Origin of the sequence: Bacillus jepli, assembly GCF_047238305.1 — a bacterium.
Lineage (GTDB): Bacteria > Bacillota > Bacilli > Bacillales > Bacillaceae_L > Ferdinandcohnia.
In genome coordinates this window covers 4643091-4663951 of the sequence record NZ_JBDFMO010000001.1, presented here as the reverse complement: position 1 = coordinate 4663951, position 20861 = coordinate 4643091, and the positions used below count along the sequence as shown (strand labels likewise).

Genomic DNA, 20861 nt, shown 5'->3' with positions numbered 1-20861 from the left:
ATAATATAAAAATGCAAATGATAAAGGGGGAAACAAGGTAATGAAACGCAAATTGCTTTTGTTCACAATGGTTTTGTTTTTAACTATCCTTGGCGCTTGTTCGGATAAGGAGAAAACATCTAGTGAAGGTACTGATAAGGGCAAAGGAGGATCCGATGGGGAGACCGTTACGCTAAACATGATGCAGTTCAAGGTTGAAATTGCCGATCAGCTCCAAGCGATGATTGATGAGTATGAGAAAGAACATCCAAACATCAAGATTAAGCTTGAAACTGTTGGTGGTGGTGCTGACTATGGTGCGGCATTAAAAGCGAAATTTGCTTCGGGCGATGAGCCAGATATTTTTAACAATGGTGGATTTAAGGAGTTAGAGCTTTGGAAAGAACGCTTAGCTGATCTTTCTGGTGAGCCGTGGGTAGAGCATGTGTTACCAATTGGTAAAGTTCCAATGACAGATACAGATGGTAAGCTATATGGGATGCCTGTTAACTTAGAAGGGTATGGATTTGTGTATAACAAGGATTTATTTGAAAAAGCTGGTATTACAGAAGCTCCAAAAACATTCTCAGAGCTAAAAGAAGCTGCTGAAAAACTTGAAGCAGCAGGGATTACTCCTTTCTCAGCTGGTTATGGAGAATGGTGGGTAATCGGTCAACACTTACTTAATATTCCGTTTGCACAACAGGATGACCCGGTGAAATTTATTGAAGGACTTTATGCTGGAACAGAAAAAATTGTGGGTAATCAGCATTTTAAAGATTTTAAGAATGTATTAGATTTAGAATTAAAATATGCAAATGATAATCCACTGACAACCGATTATAATACGCAAGTTACGTTATTTGGTTCTGGTGAAACAGCTATGCTCCAACAAGGAAACTGGACAGAAAACATGATTTATGAAATTAATCCTGAGATCAATATGGGCTTCCTTCCAATTGCAATGACCGATGATGAAGCGGCAGCGAATCGTCTGCCAGTAGGAGTTCCGAATAACTGGGTACTGAATAAAAATTCAAAGCATCTACAAGAAGCTAAGGATTTCTTGAATTGGATGGTGTCATCCGAAACTGGTAAGCGTTTTATTACCGAAGAGTTCGCGTTTATCCCGGCATTTGATAATATCGAACCGACTGGATTAGGTGATCTTGGTCTATCAATCTTGGAATATTCTAAGGAAGAGAAAACAATTCCTTGGACATGGTTCAGATGGCCAGATGGGGCAAACATGGAAAAAGCAGCGGCCATTCAAGAATATGCCGCAGGAAAAATTAATTACGATGAATTACTAACTCGTTTCCAAGAGACATGGGATAACCTGAAGTAATCAAATCCTAAAGAAGTCATTCAGTGATGACTCCCTTCTTGATAGAAAGCATGTCTATACTAGATATGCTTTCTATTTTATACTAAGAATGTATATATTTAGGAGGGAGAGCCCTTTGTTCAAAAAGAGTATTCGAAATAGGCTAATTGTTTTATTACTACTCACTACAATCGTGCCGTTTGGAACGTCTATTGCGATTACATATTTTCATATTAAAGAATCGTTGAAGGATCAAGTCGTTCAAGAGAATAAGAGTCTCTTATATCAAGGGAAGGAAAATCTTTCAAGCTATATCCGAGAGCTCAATGGATTATCGCTCTCACTCTATAATAATCCCGATATTGTGAGTTTTTTAAGGTCTCCACATAAGGAAAAGCATTATCAGATCTTGGATACTGTGAAGGATGTTCTGCAAACGATTTTATATGCGGAAGAAAATATTGAACGGGTCTATATTACGTTTGAAAAAGATGACCGAATCATCTCCATTTCAAAGCAATCAGCGGTCGTATTTGCAAATAAGGTAGAGAATAGTAACGAAGATGCCTTCGAAAAGGCAAAAAGTAGCCTAGGGAATATGTATATTGAACCGATTCATATCCAAAATGATTTGGACGATATTGTAAATGTTAAACGGCCAAAAACCGTATTATCGATTCACCGTTCTTTTATTAATTCACCATCTAATGACGTTCTTGCCTTTGTCACATTGGAAATTACACCAGATAAAATCATTGAATTAAGTGAAAATCTTTATAACAAAGAAAATGAGGAATTTTATATCGTTTCAGCTGAAGGGGACTTTATCTATCAATCTACACAAGGGAAAAAAGCAGATCACAAAGCGTGGATTGAGACAATCGTTCAAACGAATGATGAGCAGGGGACGATGGAATGGAGTGATGATTCCTTTCATGGGGTCATGGTTTATAATAAGCTTCCAGAGATTGCTGGGAACTGGGTGTTAGTCAAAAGAATTCCTTATACCACTCTCTATGAAAGTGTGAATAACGTAGCGATTATCAACATCTTGTTTGGGGTGATTGGATTAATCTTAGTTGTGCTGGCAACTTTATTTGTCTCATTTAAAATAACGTCTCCCATTCGAATCCTTCTCTACAATATCCGTCAGGTTGAGGAAGGAAACATGGATGTGAATTTTCAACCATTGGGTGAGGATGAAATTGGAGTGTTAGGAAATCGCTTTAAACAGATGATAGAAAAAATCAATCATCTCATAAATAAGGAATACAAGCTTGAAATAGAAAACAAAACCAATCAATTACGTGTACTTCAATCACAAATTAATCCGCATTTTTTATACAATGCACTTCAATCGATCGGTACACTTGCGTTAAAAAACAATGTCCCACAAATATATTCGTTGATTACTCAGCTTTCGAAGATTATGAGATACGGAATGAATATGGAAGAAGACATAATTCCACTGATTAAAGAAATAAATTATATAAAAGCGTTTCTGCTTTTACAGAAAGAAAGATTTGGAGAACAATTCGAATTCATCATTGATGTTGATGAAAATGCACAAGATGTGAAGGTCCCGAAAATGATTCTGCAGCCGATCATTGAGAACTATTTCAAGCATGGATTTGATGATCGGACCAAAGTTGGTAAGCTTACGCTAACATGTTCAATTGAACAAAAAGAACTATTCATTGCCGTAAAAGACAATGGAACGGGTGTTTCTGAAGAAAGGCTCCAAGAAATCGATTCGTATTTTCATAGTGGAACTAGTATGGGTGAGGGAACCAATATTGGACTCAAAAATGTATATGCAAGATTAAAGCTTTATTATCATGACCAAGCTACTTTACAACTTCAAAATAATGAGGAAGGCGGTCTTTTAGTGACGATGAGGCTTCCGATGGATGTGAAAGGTGCTGATTATGAAAGCGATCATTATTGATGATGAAAAGCATGTGCGCGACGGACTTCTTTTACTAGCAGACTGGAAAAGATTCGGAATCGATACGATTCTAGAGGCAAAAGATGGGGAAGAGGCTGTACACCTAATTACAGAGCATCAGCCTGCGATTATTTTTACAGATATGAGAATGCCAAAAAAAGATGGAATCAGTCTTTTGAAATGGATACACGCATCCGGGATTTTGAGTAAAACCATTGTCGTAAGCGGTTACGATGACTTTGAGTATATGAGGAATGCAATTTTTTATAAAAGCTTTGATTATTTATTAAAGCCGATTGAGCCGGACGTGCTTAATGAAACTTTAGAAAAAGCTATTGTCGAATGGAAGGAGGAAGCTCTTCAACAAAAGACATTGGTTCCGACACATAACTATCAACATGAGAAAACAGGCATCCACTTGATTGAAGAAATCGTAAGACAAAATTATCAGAATGAAATCAATCTACAAGAAATAGCAGATCGCTTCTTTTTTAGTAGGGAATATATTTCAAGGAAATTCAAGCAAGAGTTTGACGATACCATTACCGACTATGTGATGAAAATTCGGATGGAAAAAGCAAAAGAACTATTGGAGAACCCACATTTGAAGATCTACGAAGTTGCAAATTTGGTGGGCTATCAGAATGAGAAATACTTTAGCAAACTATTTAAGAAGTTAATTGGGGTAAGACCGAATGAATATCGAAATAGGAAAGTGAAGGTAAAATGAGTAGACTGGAGGACGTATCGATGCTACAAGTAACGGTTTGGAATGAAAATCGCCATGAGCAGAAGGATCCGATTGTGCGGGAGGTTTACCCAGAAGGTATTCATGGGGCGATTGCAGGCTTTTTAAAAGAGGAGAAATTCCAGGTTCGAACAGCCACCCTAGATGAGCCGGAACACGGTTTAACAGATGATGTTCTTGAACAAACAGATGTTTTAGTATGGTGGGGGCATCTTGCCCATCATGAGGTAAGTGATGAGATTGTTGAGAAGGTAAAGCAAAGAGTTCTTGATGGGATGGGGCTCATTGTGCTTCATTCAGGTCACTTCTCAAAAATATTTAAAGTCTTAATGGGAACATCTTGTGATTTAAAATGGCGAGAAGCGGATGAAAAAGAACGAATTTGGATTGTCGATCCAAGTCATCCGATTGTGGAAGGGCTGGGTGAATATATCGAGCTTGAAAAAGAAGAAATGTATGGGGAACATTTTGATATTCCCGCACCTGACAAGCTGATAATGGTGAGTTGGTTTGAAGGTGGAGAAGTATTTAGAAGTGGCTGTACATATCAAAGAGGGAAAGGGAAAATTTTTTACTTCCGACCAGGTCATGAAACATACCCAACCTACTATCATAAGGACATTCAACGTGTGATTCGCAATGCCGTCAAATGGGCTAAACCTACAATGCTACCAAAGCCTATTTATGGGAATGCCAAACCACTTGAAGAAATCAAAGCAAGTAAATAAATACATAGAGGAGGAAAAAACGGATGAGTACAGTAAAAATTGCTGTGATTGGTTGTGGGAGTATTGCCCAGCACCGTCATCTGCCTGAATATGCAATGAATGAGCAAGTAGAGATTGTGGCAGTGTGTGATATTGTCGAGGAACGGGTCCAAAAGGTGGCAAGTGAGTATGGTGTCATAGCTTATACAAACTATGAAGAACTACTTGCAGACCCAGAGATAGAAGCAGTAAGTGTTTGTACTCCGAACTACTTGCATGCACCTATCTCGATTGCTGCATTGGAAGCAGGAAAGCATGTACTTTGTGAAAAGCCAATGGCTACGTCTAGCGAAGAAGCGATGAATATGATTGAAGCGGCGAAAAAATCAAACAAGAAGCTGATGATTGGGCATAATCAGCGATTTGTCGCTTCCCATCAAAAGGCTCGAAAGCTGATTGAAGACGGTGAATTAGGAAAGATTTATAGTTTTCGTACCGCATTTGGTCATGGTGGACCGGAAGGATGGAGTGTGGACGGAAAGGAAAGTTGGTTTTTTAAGAAGAACGAGGCCTTTATTGGCGCAATGGGTGATCTTGGCGTCCATAAAACAGACCTGCTACGGTTTTTGTTAGGGGAAGAGTTTGTCGAGGTGGGGGCATTTATTGAAACTAGTGCCAAGGAAAACGCGGATGTAGATGATACAGCCGTTTGTATTTTACGAACAGAATCCGGCATTATCGGAACATTGGCTGCGAGCTGGTCCTACGTGTCAAAGGAGGATAACTCAACGATTATTTATGGAGAAAAGGCGATTCTACGTTTAGAGGATGATCCTGTTCATAATCTTGTTATTCAATATAAAAATGGTGAGGTTGTGAAATGTGAATTAGGCGGCATTCAAACAAATGAAGAGGGTGGGCAAACAACTTCTCACGTTATTTCTCATTTTGTTCAATCAATCGTTTCCGACACGATTCCACCTGTACCAGGGGAAGAAGGAATGAAATCACTACAGGTTATATTAGCAGCACTTGAATCAAAAGAGACAAACAAGATTATCACGATCAATTGAGGTGTAAAACGTGAGCAAACTGCGAATTGGAATAATAGGAGCTGGTGGAATTGCACAAGCACGACATATACCTGCATTCCAGCAATTAGCCGAGCAAGTCACAATTGAAGCCATTTGTGATGTGAATGAAGAAATCGTAAAGACTGTTGCAGAAAAATACCAGATTTCAAAGATCTATACGAACTATCAGGATATGTTTGCTGAAGTGGACGCTGTTGTTGTTTGTACCCCGAATAAGTTTCATGCTGATATTTCAATCGCAGCACTTGATGCGGGTGTCCATGTGTTATGTGAAAAACCAATGGCAATGTCAGCAGAAGAATGTCAGGCAATGATTGAGGCTGCTGAAAAATCAGGCAAAGTGTTGGCGATTGCCTATCATTATCGTTTTTTAAAAGATTCACAGGCTGCAAAAAGGCTCGTTTTAGAGGATGAAATTGGTGAACCCATCGTTGCAAGGGTAAAAGCATTAAGAAGACGTAAGGTCCCGGGGTGGGGTGTCTTTACTAATAAAGAACTGCAAGGTGGAGGAACCCTGATCGATTGGGGCTGTCATTTCTTAGATCTATCCTTATGGTTACTGGGAAATCCAGAGCCTGTTGAGGTAAGCGGCACAGCTTATAACCGCCTAAGTAAGATGCCGAGCCAAGTCAACCAATGGGGATGTTTTGATTCGGAATCCTTTGATGTGGATGATCATGTGACGGCGTATATTAAATTTCAAAACGGTGCTTCGATGCTTTTCGAAACGTCATGGTCAGCCAATATTCCGAAGGATGAGGAAGGAGTTAGCATTTCGGGGGATAAGGGTGGGATCGATCTATTCCCCCTTCAACTGAATCAAGCGAAGCATGGAATGTTATTAAATACGGTGGCGAACTGGGTACCTGGTGAAGAATCCCTAGATTTACCACAAGCTAGAAACTTTGTTGAAAGCTGTTTAGGAATCGATGAACTTATCGTGAAACCAGAGCAAGCTTTACAGGTTTCCAAAATCATCGATGCGATTTATAAAAGTAGTGAAACAGGAGAAAGCATTAAAATGTAGCGGGAGGGAAACGAGTAATGAAACTAGGTGTATTTACCGTTTTATTTTCAGAAAAGAGCTTTGAAGATATGCTTGATTATGTAGCAGTTTCTGGATTAAACGCAGTTGAAATTGGGACGGGTGGATATCCAGGAAATGCCCATTGTGATCTTGATGCCTTATTAGAAAGTGAAGAAAAACGTAACGAATATATGGAAAAAGTAACATCGCGCGGACTCCAAATAAGTGCGTTTAGCTGTCATGGAAATCCGATTTCGCCTGATCAAAAGTTTGCCGAGGAGTCTCACCAGGCTTTGGTGAAAACAATTAAGCTTGCTAGCTTACTAGGTGTTCCTGTTGTGAACTGTTTTTCGGGCACCGCTGGAGACCATGAAGGTGCGAAATTTCCAAACTGGCCGGTTGTTCCATGGCCAAATGAGTATGGTGATATTTTAAAATGGCAATGGGAGGAAAAATTAATCCCCTATTGGAAGGAATGGGGGCAATTTGCTAAGGAGCATAACGTGAAGATTGGGCTAGAGCTTCATGGTGGGTTTTTAGTTCATACTCCTTACACTCTCCTAAAACTACGAGAGGAAACATGTGATGCCATTGGTGCGAACCTTGACCCGAGTCATTTTTGGTGGCAAGGAATTGATCCTGTAGCGGCGATTAAGATCTTAGGTAAGGCAAATGCGATTCATCATTTCCATGCGAAGGATACATATATTGATCAAGATAACGTCAACATGTATGGGCTAACAGACATGCAGCCATATGGCGAGGTTCAAACGAGAGCATGGACATTCCGTTCTGTAGGCTGTGGCCATAGTTTACAAGAATGGTCAGATATGATGAGTGCCCTACGAACCTATGGATACGACTATGTGGTAAGTATTGAGCATGAGGACCCAATCATGTCCATTGAAGAAGGATTTACTCGTGCTGTCCGTAATTTAAAATCCGTCTTACTTGAAGAGCTGCCGGGGAATATGTGGTGGGTGTAAAAAAGTAGATTCTGGCGCCTGGCCCCTAGTACGGTAAAGTATTACCGTACCGGGGGTCAGGCCCTTTTTTCAATTTTTGTGTAGTGGCTAAAACCATTTTATTGATGAAAAAAGAAAAGGTAGAGAGAAAATTCAATTTAATGAGGAGCTTTATGGAGAAATAAATTAATCTATAGAATACTTCAGTTTAATTGAAATTTTTCTTGCTTCCTTACCTTTGAAACAAGCTATGCTCATTACCTTAAAGGATGTTTTCGGATACACCACAAAAGAGAAAGCATCAATGTTGAGAGTGAGTAATGAATCAATTAAGACAGCACTTCATCTTTCTAGGAAGAAGCTTTAATCAATCATAGATACTGATAGGGAGATTTCAACACCATACCACGAGAAAATTTTTGAACTTGCAAAAGCAATACAAGAAATGAAACCGGTGCATATATATTATTATTATAAATTAAAACAAGCCCTTCCGTTAAAAACATAGGAGAGGCTGTTTTTATACGATATTAATTTACGAAAAATATACCCTTACCAACAAACCTCTTATATCCCCAAAGGCTTAGCCAACCGTGAGATACACCGATTAAAGCTAAAATAATTCCGAGCTTAATATCGCCTGTTTGTGTTACCATGAACGCTCCAAATCCAAGAAACAATCCAGCTATCACGCAGTTAAGCGCCCAAAATATCCTCTTGCCTATTTGTAATCACCTCACTTTATCGAGAACAACCGTATGCAAATGCGTAAGAACAGATCGCAGCGCAAGCCATACCTGCGATCCCATTTACCAATGCCCACATGCCGCAGTGGTAAATATATACCCAAACGCCAGTGTGGACGCACGGGTTGAAGATCGACATCGTTGAAATTTGACCGTCCAATTCTGCTTTAGATACTACATTACCGAATCCATCTTCTAGTGTATACGTTTGCATTGATTCGAAACCGTCTTCACTTATATTGTAAAATATGTTGGCGTTAAGGTGCAATAGTTCATTAGTTTTACTATCCACAACTGCAACGGAACCTATGGATACGACTATGTGGTAAGTATTGAGCATGAGGACCCAATCATGTCCATTGAAGAAGGATTTTCACGTGCTGTTCATAATTTAAAATCCGTCCTACTTGAAGAACTACCAGGGAATATGTGGTGGGTGTAACGAGTTTATTATTTTAATTCTGGCGCCTGGCCCCTAGTACGGTAAAGTATTACCGTACCGGGGGTCAGACCCTTTTTCAATTAATTGTAAGAAAGATTTCATTTACCGCTAAGCACCGGACTAGTTTATAATAAAAAGAGTTAAAAATGGAGTAGATTCCTATGAATCTACGAATATGTAAGTAGGTGAGTTCCATCGATGTTATTGAAACACGGGTGAGAGGGTTTATTACAGATATTCAGCACCCTAAACAAAAAAAGAAGATTAATATAAATGAGTTAGACCTTCAGTTGCGAAGGATAATCGACAATTATTTTGAAATGGATGGGTATGCTCTATTTTATTCTGCCATTCAAAACCTACAAGCTGAAGGACAATTGACTCCAATTCAAAATAAACAATACAACGGAAGATCACCTGCACTGCCACTATTTTTTTGGGTAAATATAAAGGTTCAGGAGGATCAATGGGATCGTCTTGAGATGATGAAGATAAGTGATACATTTGACTTTTCCTTTTATGAACGTCATCCCGAATGGCAGACGAAAGAGGAATGGGCACGAATCCAGAAGCTATACCATTTTCTTCAATCCAGTCAGGAACGGGAAATCGTGTCAGTTGAAGAAAGAAGCCTTGAGCTCTTTGGCCATGAAAAATTCTTGCTAGATAGTGAAAGCTTTCCTGAAGGAAGTGGCTTTTTAGCTAGAATAGGAGTAGCAGAAGAACAGCTGAAAATGGTGCACTACGGTGAACCATTTGTGTTTTGGATGAAAAAAGGGGTAGAAATGAACGATATCCAGAGAGTCCTGATTGTCGAAAATCTATCATTCTTTCATACCTCCATACAGTTATTGGAGGCAGAGAAATTAGATTATGAGCCTGAGTTGATTATTTTTGGGGAAGGGACAAAAATTGAACGGAGTTTTTCTTATTTTTTCCGAATGTTTCCGACTAAAAACTATCTTTTCTACTACGCAGGAGATCTAGATGCTGCGGGATACGGAATTATTGTCAGATTGATTGAAAAATACCCAGATTGCAGTATTCAGCCTGCCTTAAAGATTTATCGCAAAATGCTTGAATGTGTGGATCAAAAGAATGCGCAAAAACGTGGACAAGCACAAAATATCACCTACCGTGATTCCTTTTTTCAATGGTTTACAGAGCCTGAGCAAGCAATACTTATGGATTTGTGGCAGGAAAATATGCGAATCCCGCAAGAAGTCTTAACAATCGAAACATGGAGGAGATGGATGTGAACGAATCATGGGAAGGGTTTGCCCAGCGCATGCAACGGTTAAATCCACTGTTTGAGCTTGGGAGGGGAATGGAAGTTGGAGAGTTAAAGCCTCATATCCAAACGATTCTCATGCATGTGTTAATCACCATCTTTTACCGAGAGTTAAATGATGATGATAATAGACGCAAATCAGATATTAAGTATATGGTTGATGATTCAATCAAACAAATGAAACTATTAGCAGACGAAAAGCAAATAGAACGGATTACAAGTGGGCTTTTGTACCAGGGAAAAGAAGAATTTAGCCAACCGTTTGAAGCCCTATATTATGATGAAATTAGGCAATCGTGGGAGACTCAAGTCTTTCGCTATGTCACAATGGATGAATTATATACGAATTTGGAGATGGGTGGCCAGGTTGTTTATAAACTGACCGACGTCGCTCAGGAAATGATTTTTATGAGCAGGGAAATGGCTGAGGAATTTTCGATCACGATTGAACAGCTCTATAGTATTCAGTTAATCAAAAACGGTAACTTCAGGAAAGCTACTCGAAACCTCGATCACCTCATTTCACGGGTTAACCGCTTAATGGCAAACGAATTCTCCTTTCAAAAGGAAATGATCAACAATCCAAAAATTTTATTGATTGAAGAGGAATGGCAAAGGGCTGACAATCGTGTTGAGATTGAAAAGCAATTTGAAGAAGAAAAAAATCACTTTCGCACCATCACGAGCATGATTGAAAAATCAAAACGAACCAATGATGAAGATGATTATATTCAAAAGGAATTGATTCTTCTTCAAGAAAAAATTGGTCATACAAGGCAGTTACATGATCGTTTTGCCAAGCTTGTGATCCAAAATATTTCATATGAGATGAAATTAAAGGTAGAGAACCCATCATTGTTTTGGGAAAATAGTTTGGTTTCATTTCGGGAACATTTTTATGAAGATTGGATTATGAAAGAAGGAGTTACTTCTTTTACAATGGTTGAACAGATATTGTCACCATTATTTTCACCGAAAAATGAATTTATTTTGCCCCTTGATTGGATTTGGGGAGAACAAGAATTCGAACGAATTGAATCAGATGATGAATTAATTGAAGATGAGGAAGAAGAAAATGTGACTCCGAAGCGGGTAACGGACTGGGATTCGGTTATTTCGGCATGGAGTTACGTGTTTCAATATTTACAAACATATGGAGAGTTTTCGTTAACTGATTTAAAGGACCTGCCACTTGAAGTACAGGATTTATGGTTTGAAGAGTCAGAAACGATTGATTTATGGATGATGTTTGATAAAAAACCGTTAAAGGTTCAAGTGCTTTATCGAAAAGAAGAAACCTTAAGTGATGAGAGGGAAATTCTTCTTTATAAATTAATGAAGGAATATCCTCAATTTCAAGTGTTTGAAGGATTGATGATCTATACAAAGTTTGATCATCGTGCCGAGCCTTTCCGATGGTATCAAATGAAAATTACCCCATTTAAAATCTGTGTAGAGGAGGGGAAGTAAATGGATGCAGAAATCGTCAAAAAGGCGTCCGCTGTTTATTTTACATTATTAAAAGAGAAGGTTATTGATGAAAACAGTGAGCACTTCCAAACGTATTTTGAGCCAGAAGTAAGACAGACCGTTCTCTTATTAGCAGACGAATCAGGTACCTATATCATTGAAGCACCGAAACGCATTCAGTTAGTGGTCCAGCCTACCGGTTCAGTGTTTGCAACAAATTTCACCCATATGAAAGACAAGCACAAGCAAATTGAAACGAAAAAACACTTTCATTTGATTAGTATTGTGATTATGGCATTTTTGGCAACAATTGACCGCAACCAGGCTGCTAAAATTCGTACAAAACGTGAAGGAATTAGCTTCTATGCATTAGAGCGGCAAGTGAATGATCTAATCGTGAATTGGGAGAGCATTCTAAAAACTAAGCCTACCTTCGGAGAAGAAGAACGAATTGATATGAAGGAAGTTGTGACCACATGGAAGTACATGGAGGTCGACACCGAGAATTACGGGCTGAAAAAGGGAAATCGCCGAACAAGAATCGGGTTAATTGCAAGTAGCATGCGTTTATTAGAAACAGAGGGGCTAATCGTCATTTTGGACCGTGATGATATACCAAAGGTGTTTCCAAAGAGTGAGCTTTTCGAGCGAATCGAATACCTGTATCACGATTACGATCGGTATGAAGTATTTAAGAAATTAATGACAGCTGAGGAGGATGAGCATGCCGAAAATCTTTTCGATTAGAATTGCGGGCCTGAAATATGATGGCATGCAAAAACAATATAAAGATACTACCTTCAATTTTCATAATGATGAGACCTCAACAAATGGTTTGATTGCGATGATGAATGGCGGCGGAAAAGGTGTGTTCCTGCAAACGATTTTCCAAATACTTAAGCCCGGAACGTCGTGGGGAAAACAAAACAATCGTTATTATCAACAATTCTTCTTTACTAATAAAGAGCAATTTATTCCTTATACCTTTCATGTCGCCATTCAATGGGAATTGGACGGTGCCGATCATCGTCATTTGATTACAGGTGGAATGTTCTCAGCCGAACAGCGAATCTCAATGAACGATGAAAGTGGAAATGAAAATAAAACACTGGAACAAGAAGCGAAAATATTGCCTGATATTACTTTTTATACAAGGGAATTTGACCGGAAAGAGGAAGCCGCCCTTGATCATATTCCACTTTATGAAAATGACGAGCTAGCCGAAACGGAGAGCCTGAAGGATTATTTAATGTGGAATGGATATGACGTCTACCGGGACACGAAGAAGCATTATCGCATCCTTGATACATACGGAATTAACCGTAAGGATTGGGATATTATGAAGGATATCAATAAGGATGAAGGCGGGGTTGGAAAATACTTTGAGGGAGCTGAGGATGATCATTCCCTGTTTCAAAAACGAATTATTCCGACTGTTAGTCAAGTTTTGCATCGTACCGAACATCAAAAAAACGATCTAGTGGAAATTTTTAAGAGCCAGGCGAGTATTGCGAAGGACCTTCCTGTTCTTTTAAAAAGAGAGCAAGCCCATAAAGAGTTTTTAGAAGACATCGTGCCATTTGAAGAGCATATTGCAATAGGGGTCGAACATAAAGAAATTGCGAATGCAAGTATCAAGATTGGAAGACAGCTACTTGGTGCGTTGGAGCACGTAAAGCAAATGGAAGAGGAAAAACAGCTTACATTAGTGGAAGAGTTGGAGAACCTAAAGATAAGGCAAGAAGAGTTACGCTTTCAAAAGGAAAATGTAGAGTATGCCAAAGCTCACCGAGAGGTCATAGAGTGGGAAACGAAATTAGCTGCGGAAAAAGAGAAGCACACTTCCCTTCAGGAAATCGTGAATGAGAAACAGGAGCGTAAGGAACAACTGACTTTTCAGCTCTTATTAAAAGAGTGGAGTGAAAACGAACAAAGCATTCGTGCACTGTCACAGCAAATTATGAAATTGGAACAAAACAGTGGCTTGGAGCAAGTGAATCAACGAATGGAAGAAATCAAACAGGAAGCTTTAAAGCAATGGGAATCCTCCTACCAATCACTCCAAGAAGCAGTTAAACAGTATGTTGGGTATCAAAAATTCCTGAAGAAAAAGGAAAAAGAACTCTCTCGACAGGATAAGAAACAGACACAGGAATTAGCGAAGCTTAGTACGGAGATCGATTTTCTTTATACGCAGATGCATAACTATGAGTCTAAGGAAGCTGAGCTTATTCAGGAATTTGGTGACCGTTTAACGTATGACTTTCAGGGCTTGTTGGGTCACATTTCTAAACAAATCGAAGACAAAAAGGCTAGATTAGAAGACTTGGAAGCAAAAGAGAAAGAATCGAATGAAACACAAAATCGTCTTGCCACTAAACATGGTACGTTTGTCCAAGCTATTTCATTTTCTGAAGAAAAATGTGACGCACTAAAATCATCAAAAGAAGAGCAAGCCCATAAAGAAGCAAAACTAGTAGATAAGCTTTATGGATTAATTGATGAAATCACGACACCTTTTACACATTCGCTATTATCCAAATATGCCAATCAAATAGAAGGATTACTTGACGAGAACCGAAAGCAAGCTGAACAAATTAAAAAAGAACTTTGGGAAACACAAATCGACCATTCATTAAATGATGAACCCTTCTGGATTCCGAATAAAGATGTGAAAGAATTAAAGGAATGGATTGATGATAAGACTGGTATTGATGTGTTTTACGGAACTCAATATCTCCAATCCTTAACGAAAGAGGAGATGGAAAGCATTGCTTTAACGTATCCGCTCCTGCCTTATGGTTTGGTCGTAAGTGGCCAGCAATGGCAAAAAATTAATACACAGGTCCTTTCAGGAAGAATGTATAAAAGCCCTGTTCCAATTTTTCTGCGTGAGGAAATGAGCAGCGAAAAACAACAAGTATCGTTTGTGGTCATTAACGGGACAGAGCAAGAGCTATTAACAGATAAAAATCAGTTTACCAAATGGAAAATTCAAATTGCCAAACAAATTGAAGACAAGAAAGACACCCTTGGTGAAATGGAAAAGACAGAAGGATCACTACGTCGCATTTTACAAGAAATCGATCGATTTATATCAGGGGAGCTTTCGAGTGATATAGCAAAAGCGCTCCAGCAAGAACAAAATGCTCTACTATCAAAGAAAACAAACTTACAGGAAGTCATCACACAAGAAGCAAAGGAAAAAGAACTCCAGCTTCAGCTAAAGGAACAGCTAGAAAAGACTACTGGAAAGATTGAAAAGCTTAGAAAAGATGTGGAAGTATTAGAGGAGTTTGAAAAGGAAAAATCTCTCTATCAAGAAAATAAACGGGTGAAAATAGAGAAAGAAAAACAAAAGGAAGCCTTAAAACTTGAGCAGCAAGAACTAGGTGACAAGCAACAACAGATCTCCCAGCTACAAACCAAGTGGAATCAAACATATGTAGAATGGAAGCTTACAACCGATCAAACAATTAAAGAAATCGCCACCTTTATTAGTGAAGCGGTGTTTCCAGCTGATGAGAAAGCGGAGGAATGCGAAGAGGTACCACGCTTATCACCACATTTGCTTGAAGATCTAAAAGGTAATATAGAAGAGCTTAAACAACTCCAGAAATCAAAAGAAGAACAGGCTCATGAATTACTCGTTATTCAAGCGACCAGAGAAGCCGAACAAAAGCAGCAAATGAAACTGGAGAAAAAACTAAATAGCCAGAATGAGGAGTGGAAACTAGCTCCAGAACCGGATGAACCATTAAGTATATTGGAAAATATGATGCAATCTGCACAAAAGGATGCAAAGACAGCGGAAAAAGCAGAGCGGGAACAAGGGACTGCTGTAACAGTTTCAGAAACATCCTTAAAGCACGCCAAAGAACAACGTGTCAAAGCAGGAAAAAAGGTCAAAAAGTATGATAAACAGCCTGAAGAATGGGAAGATCTTGATTTAGAAGTTAAGGAAATTGAAATCAATGATCAAACGAAAGTAACAATTGAGGAAATCAAGAAGGCCCTGAAACGTCAAAAAGATACAGAAACGCTAATTGCGGGTTATGAAGGAGATCTGTTAACTCTGACTGTTATCCTAAAAGAAGAAGCGGCCGTCTTCACGGATCAAGATGTGGAGAAAATCAGGACTCAAGGAAAAGCCTGTATCTTATCTTGGTGTGAAGAACATCAATCCATTCAAGAAGAAGGGCAGGAAAAGCATGCGAAAATCGACCAATCCTTAAGAAACTTAAAGCTGACTATTGAAGGAAAGGATTGGGAAATACGTTTTAAAAACGAAGTGTTAACAACACTCGACCATATGGACACAAGGCATTATGCCCATATCCAAAGCATCGTGAAAAACATGAAACGTTTTTCACAAAGTGGATTAGAGCAACTAGAACGCGATAAAGAACGTGCTGAAAAGGCTCAAAGCTTTTGGGCTAGCCGTGCCAGCATGAAGGTGATGAGCATTTCAGAGGCGATTCGCTCGATGATTGCGAAAATGAAACTGAAAAATGAACGAGGAACTTTTCCACTCGTCCAGTTAAAGGATGACATTTTACCTAAAAAGGCGGATGAGATTGAACCGCTTCTGAAGCAGCATTTTGTCGCAGCCATTAACAAAATTACAAAGAAATTTGATATTATCGATGACAATAATCGTGTGTTAGACCAAGAAATAAAGGAGCTTATAAGTGATGAGCAAATTTTATTTGTCTCACTTCGAAATCGATACCCCGAGCTCCTTGTCTATAATATGCGAACAGATAATGCTTTTATGTACGGGAAACCACAAAAGGAGCATTATTCAACCTGGCAAACTATTAATCAAGGTTCTAGAACGAAATCTGATGGTAGTGGAGGACAAAAATTATCAGCCAGAATGGTGATGATGATGATGTTATTATCTGTGAAAAGCGAAACAGATCAAAGCTGGGTGCCTTTGGTCTGTGATAATCCGTTTGGACAAGCAGCATCGGCACACGTCCTTGACCCAATCTTCGCCGTTGCTGAAAAACTAAAGTTCCAATTCATCGTTGTTACTCCGCCAGAACTGGTGAAGACGGAAATCAGCCAACGATTTGACGCCTATTATAAATTAGACTTCATTCGTGAAAAAGGAAAAGAAATTGTTTCTGATACCATTGTTCCAGCGTTTAGAATCTACCAATGAGTGGGACACTCGTCGTCATCCTGGGCCTGACCCCTGTTGCGGTAAAGTATTTATCGTAACTGGGTCAGGCTCCTTTTCTATTTTTTTTAATAAGAACAAGGAGAAAATAAGTTAAGAACCACAAGAACCGTCCCTATGGTTCTCCTGTTTACTAGATTCAATCGTCTCAATAAATTTTTCGATGGTGGGTGTTAGATAGGAGTCGGCTCTTCTTATGAAGACTGTTTTAATTTTACTATATTGCTCAGGAAGTTTATGAAATTGGATGAGTCCTTCTTTTTCCATTTGTTTCACTTCTGATTTCGGAACGAATGCAATGCCTAGTCCCATGGCCGTGCTGCGTAAGATGGTTTCTAATGTGCCGAATTCCATTATTTTTTTTGGTGTTATGTCTTGGTCCCGATACCATTCTGATAGACGTGCCCGGTATCCACAGCCTTTACTAAAGCATAAGATTGGTTCTTCGACTAACTCATCTAGACTGGAAACACGATGATCGGAAATGAGGACGAGCTCTTCTTGAAAAACTTCATGGGATACAAGGTCGGCATGAAAATCCGATTCCGTAATAAACGCACCATCTAGCTTATGATGTAATACATCCTCCACAAGTGTACTTGTTACCCCCGTAAATACAGACAAATCGACATCCTTATATTTTTTTACATAGCTAGACAAAATTTTAGGTAAATGAATGACGGTTTCGACTGTACCGATTTCTAATTTTCCTGATGGTTCCTCGTTGGTTTGAACCGCTTGTTTCATTTCTTCTGTTAAGGCTACTATTTTTTTACTATAGGTTAATAGTTTTTTCCCTTCAGGTGTTAAGCTCATCCCGCGTCGATGGCGATTAAATAACGGAGTGTTCAGTTCAGCCTCTAGTTTTCGAATTCGGGAAGTAATATTGGATTGCACGTATTTCAAGTCTTTTGCCGCTTCTGTAATGGTCCCTTTTTCTGCAACCAGTTGGAAAATCTCAAGGTCTTTAAATTCCATTTTTAACCCTCCAATCTCTATTATTCTATAGTTCTATGATATCACTAAAAATGATGGTAGTTAATCATTATTATTCATTTTACAAGATATCAAAATTGACGGATAATTTAATCTGTTACCATTTTAGGGAGGCAGATGAAAGTGAGAAATAATGTGTTATGGGGAGCTGTTTTATGTTTTGTTGCTGCAGTTTCTTGGGGTGCCATGTTTCCAGTAGCACATGCAGCCTTTAAGCATATTGATCCTTTTTATTTTACAATTATACGGTATGGGGCAGTTACCATTCTTTTGGTAGCGATGCTTTTATGGAAAGAAGGAAAACAGGCTTTTCGATTTGAAGGAAAAGGTCTGCAATTATGGTTTTTCGGGACAATGGCCTTTACGGTCTATAACCTGTTTATTTTCTGGGGAGAAGATTTATTGGGGGAACCAGGAGTCATGGTTGCATCCATTAATGAATCGCTCATGCCAATGATTTCGATTGTGATTGTCTGGATGTTATATAAAAAACGTCCTCACTCTTTTACATTGGCATGTGTAATTGTGGCATTAATTGGCGCGGTATTCGTGATTACAAAAGGGGATATTCAGTCATTTTTAAGTGCAACGGACAATTTGATTCCTTCTATTCTTATATTCCTAGCAGTTGTTGGATGGGTTATTTACACAATGGGAGGAAGTAAGTTTGGCAGTTGGTCTGTTTTGCGGTATTCCACATTAAGCTGTTTACTCGGAACGGTAACAGCAGGAGTGGTTGTAGCAGTAGCGACTCTAATTGGATATGTATCGGTCCCAACAGAAGAAGAGATTTCAGCAACAGCTCCGCATTTGCTGTTTATGATCGTTTTTCCAGGGTTGATTGCATTACTCGGTTGGAACATTGGAGTCAGTATTTTATCACCAATCAATGCCTTATTATTCATTAACTTCGTTCCCGTTACGACCCTTTTAGTTTCGATTTTTCAAGGCTACCATGTGACTATGTTTGATATCTTAGGCACTGTCTTTATCATTCTTTCACTTGTAGCAAATAATCTGTTTGTAAGACTACAAAAGAAAAAATATATACCAAGTGCTCAACCAAAGCTACGTCAACGTGCATCTTAACCGGTGCCTGGCCAGTGGTGCGCAAAAATTTTGCGAGCATGAGTAAAGTAAAGGCACCACTAGCTTAATTTCACTAGTGGTGCCTTTTTTGAACGTCGATTGTGTCCCAATGCCTACCTTCATTAATGAATGTCTTGAATAACTTTTTCTAAGAATTCGCCCATGCGTTTAACGGCTGGCTCTGAAAAATCAAAACTGACGCCAGTTTCATTATAAATTTCTGCGATGGTTTGATTATAGTCCGCACTTGCACCTTTTTTAAAGGATTCGATTGCTTTCTCTGGGTCTTTCTGATAATTCTCAAGCAATTGTAAAGCACCAAGCATCGAGATTGAGTATTCAATATTATAGAAAGGAACTTCGAAGAAATGAAGGGTTCCCGCCCAGCTCATTCCGATTTCTTCCTCAAGCCCAGAAGTATCAACAGGGTTTAATCCATAACGTTTTGAGATTTCAAAGAATTTTTCATCACGTTCTTTGGCAGTGTGAGTAGGATTTGTATACATCCAATGCTGGAAGAGATCTCCTGACAATGGTCCGTACAACATTGTAAATGCCCTTCTCAACTCTTCACGCTGTGCGCTCTTAAAATCTTCTTCATCTGAATAAAAACGATCCAGCTTATCCAACAAAAGCAATTCCATTCCATGAGAATACAGTTCTGCAACTTCCATTCGGTGCTGGTAATCTTCAGTAGGACCATGTTCAGAAAACTGTAGGTATCCATTTACCGCATGGCCCATTTCATGAATTAATGCGATCAGAGAGAAAAAGGATGGACTAAAGTTTGCAAAAACAAAGGTATCACCTGAAACAGGTAAGTCCGTACAGAACCCACCTGGGCTTTTTCCTTTCCGATCTCCAAGATCTAATAACCCATTCTCTCTCATGTAATCGAAACGGTCTGCAAAATATGGGTCGGTTTTCCCTAACATCTCAGAAACGCCATCCATAAGAGTAGACACCTCGGAATATGGTGGGCTCTTCATCAATTTAGCGGTGTTATCCCAAGGGCGATAGGTATCAACACCAAGTTTAGATTTAAAAACAGCCGCTAGTCGATTCCAAGCTGGAATAATATGTTTCTCTACATTTTCATGAAAGTCATAACAGTCTTGGACACTATACTCGCGATTTTTGACCACAAACATATAATCACGATAATTTTCAAAGCCTGCATTTAAAGCGATTTGATGTCGTAGTTGAACGAGTTCATCCATAATGGCATCCATATCAGACTTAATTTGACGAAAGGCGGAGCCCATCTTTTTATACGCTTTTTCTCGCACGCTTCGGTCTAGATTATCGAGTTGGGATTGTATAAACGGAAAAGGCTTTTCCTCCCCGTCCCATTCAACTGTTAACCCACCCATAATTTCACTATACTTTGTGCAGAGTTCTTGTTCTTTTACCATTAAAGGAATGTTTTCTTCTCTGAACAGTTTCACTTTGGACTCGCGAACTTGCCGCATTAAGCCGTACCGTTTTTTATCTAATTGATGTAAATAAGGAGACTCACAGAATTTCTCATTTAGTTTTGCTTCATATTTCATTAAAAGTGGTTGAATGACTTGCTGATCATGAAGATACGTCGACTTGATTTCTGCATCCTCAGTGTTCCGATAGAAGTCGACTTGGTGACCTGTCATCGCTTCCGAAATTTTAATCATAAAATTCTTTTCTTCTTTTAACCACTGCTCTAGGTCGGAAACGGATTCAATTGGAACATTCAGTAAACTTTGAATCTGAGTTTCTAGCGCTTCTACATCTTGTAAATCAATTAATTCTTTATAATATGTATGACGTACATCTTTTGTCATGGAAAATTCACCTACCCTTTTTTA

The 20861-nt window shown here is 38.9% G+C and carries 16 protein-coding genes and 1 pseudogene; 14 read left to right on the top strand and 3 right to left on the bottom strand.

Going from position 1 to position 20861, the window contains the following annotated elements; all coding sequences use genetic code 11:
• Positions 1-40 precede the first annotated feature (40 nt).
• From ABC371_RS23650 to ABC371_RS23615, 8 genes are all read left to right on the top strand, one after another.
• The gene (locus tag ABC371_RS23650; RefSeq protein WP_412899056.1) at positions 41-1327 is read left to right on the top strand and encodes an ABC transporter substrate-binding protein; all 1287 of its coding nucleotides are present in this window, start codon (positions 41-43) and stop codon (positions 1325-1327) included.
• A gap of 115 nt (positions 1328-1442) precedes the next feature.
• Complete coding sequence (locus ABC371_RS23645) at positions 1443-3254, top strand: sensor histidine kinase (RefSeq protein ID WP_412899055.1); 1812 nt, start codon at positions 1443-1445, stop codon at positions 3252-3254.
• Positions 3235-3984, top strand: coding sequence for a response regulator transcription factor (locus tag ABC371_RS23640; RefSeq protein WP_412899054.1), 750 nt, complete (start codon positions 3235-3237; stop codon positions 3982-3984). The genes ABC371_RS23645 and ABC371_RS23640 overlap by 20 nt, the downstream gene beginning before the upstream one ends.
• Positions 3985-4004: 20 nt before the next feature.
• Entirely contained in the window at positions 4005-4730 is a 726-nt protein-coding gene (locus ABC371_RS23635) for a ThuA domain-containing protein (protein ID WP_412899053.1), read from the top strand.
• A gap of 23 nt (positions 4731-4753) precedes the next feature.
• Complete coding sequence (locus tag ABC371_RS23630; RefSeq protein WP_412899052.1) at positions 4754-5782, top strand: Gfo/Idh/MocA family protein; 1029 nt, start codon at positions 4754-4756, stop codon at positions 5780-5782.
• A 10-nt stretch (positions 5783-5792) separates the two neighbouring features.
• A complete protein-coding gene (locus ABC371_RS23625) occupies positions 5793-6830 on the top strand; it encodes a Gfo/Idh/MocA family protein (RefSeq protein ID WP_412899051.1) in 1038 nt (345 codons plus the stop codon).
• A 17-nt stretch (positions 6831-6847) separates the two neighbouring features.
• Complete coding sequence (locus ABC371_RS23620) at positions 6848-7816, top strand: sugar phosphate isomerase/epimerase family protein (RefSeq protein ID WP_412899050.1); 969 nt, start codon at positions 6848-6850, stop codon at positions 7814-7816.
• A 172-nt stretch (positions 7817-7988) separates the two neighbouring features.
• Positions 7989-8162, top strand: a complete 174-nt coding sequence (locus ABC371_RS23615) for a sigma factor-like helix-turn-helix DNA-binding protein (protein WP_412899433.1) — start codon at positions 7989-7991, stop codon at positions 8160-8162.
• Between the two features lie 374 nt (positions 8163-8536).
• Here the strand turns inward: ABC371_RS23615 and ABC371_RS24740 are convergent, their stop codons facing one another.
• Complete coding sequence (locus tag ABC371_RS24740; RefSeq protein WP_488192746.1) at positions 8537-8881, bottom strand: hypothetical protein; 345 nt, start codon at positions 8879-8881, stop codon at positions 8537-8539.
• On the opposite strand from ABC371_RS24740, the pseudogene ABC371_RS23610 reads away from it, so the two are divergent.
• The 5 genes and pseudogenes from ABC371_RS23610 to ABC371_RS23590 form a co-directional block, all read left to right on the top strand.
• Positions 8846-8983: pseudogene (locus ABC371_RS23610) on the top strand (sugar phosphate isomerase/epimerase); the annotation flags it as partial. The gene ABC371_RS24740 and the pseudogene ABC371_RS23610 overlap by 36 nt on opposite strands.
• A gap of 185 nt (positions 8984-9168) precedes the next feature.
• Complete coding sequence (locus ABC371_RS23605; RefSeq protein WP_412899049.1) at positions 9169-10242, top strand: Wadjet anti-phage system protein JetD domain-containing protein; 1074 nt, start codon at positions 9169-9171, stop codon at positions 10240-10242.
• Positions 10233-11744, top strand: coding sequence for a hypothetical protein (locus tag ABC371_RS23600; RefSeq protein ID WP_412899048.1), 1512 nt, complete (start codon positions 10233-10235; stop codon positions 11742-11744). Before ABC371_RS23605 ends, ABC371_RS23600 begins: the two co-directional genes overlap by 10 nt.
• Positions 11745-12491: a DUF6063 family protein gene (locus tag ABC371_RS23595; protein WP_412899047.1), complete on the top strand. Its 747-nt coding sequence runs from the start codon at positions 11745-11747 to the stop codon at positions 12489-12491.
• Positions 12469-16914: a hypothetical protein gene (locus tag ABC371_RS23590; protein ID WP_412899046.1), complete on the top strand. Its 4446-nt coding sequence runs from the start codon at positions 12469-12471 to the stop codon at positions 16912-16914. The genes ABC371_RS23595 and ABC371_RS23590 overlap by 23 nt, the downstream gene beginning before the upstream one ends.
• 111 nt (positions 16915-17025) lie before the next feature.
• Here ABC371_RS23590 and ABC371_RS23585 read toward each other — a convergent pair whose 3' ends face one another.
• Entirely contained in the window at positions 17026-17910 is an 885-nt protein-coding gene (locus ABC371_RS23585) for a LysR family transcriptional regulator (protein WP_412899045.1), read from the bottom strand.
• Positions 17911-18045: 135 nt separating this feature from the next.
• Between ABC371_RS23585 and ABC371_RS23580 the strand changes: the two genes are divergently transcribed.
• A complete protein-coding gene (locus ABC371_RS23580) occupies positions 18046-19017 on the top strand; it encodes a DMT family transporter (RefSeq protein ID WP_412899044.1) in 972 nt (323 codons plus the stop codon).
• 122 nt (positions 19018-19139) lie between these two features.
• Here ABC371_RS23580 and ABC371_RS23575 read toward each other — a convergent pair whose 3' ends face one another.
• Positions 19140-20837, bottom strand: a complete 1698-nt coding sequence (locus ABC371_RS23575) for a M3 family oligoendopeptidase (RefSeq protein WP_412899043.1) — start codon at positions 20835-20837, stop codon at positions 19140-19142.
• Between the last annotated feature and the right edge of the window lie 24 nt (positions 20838-20861).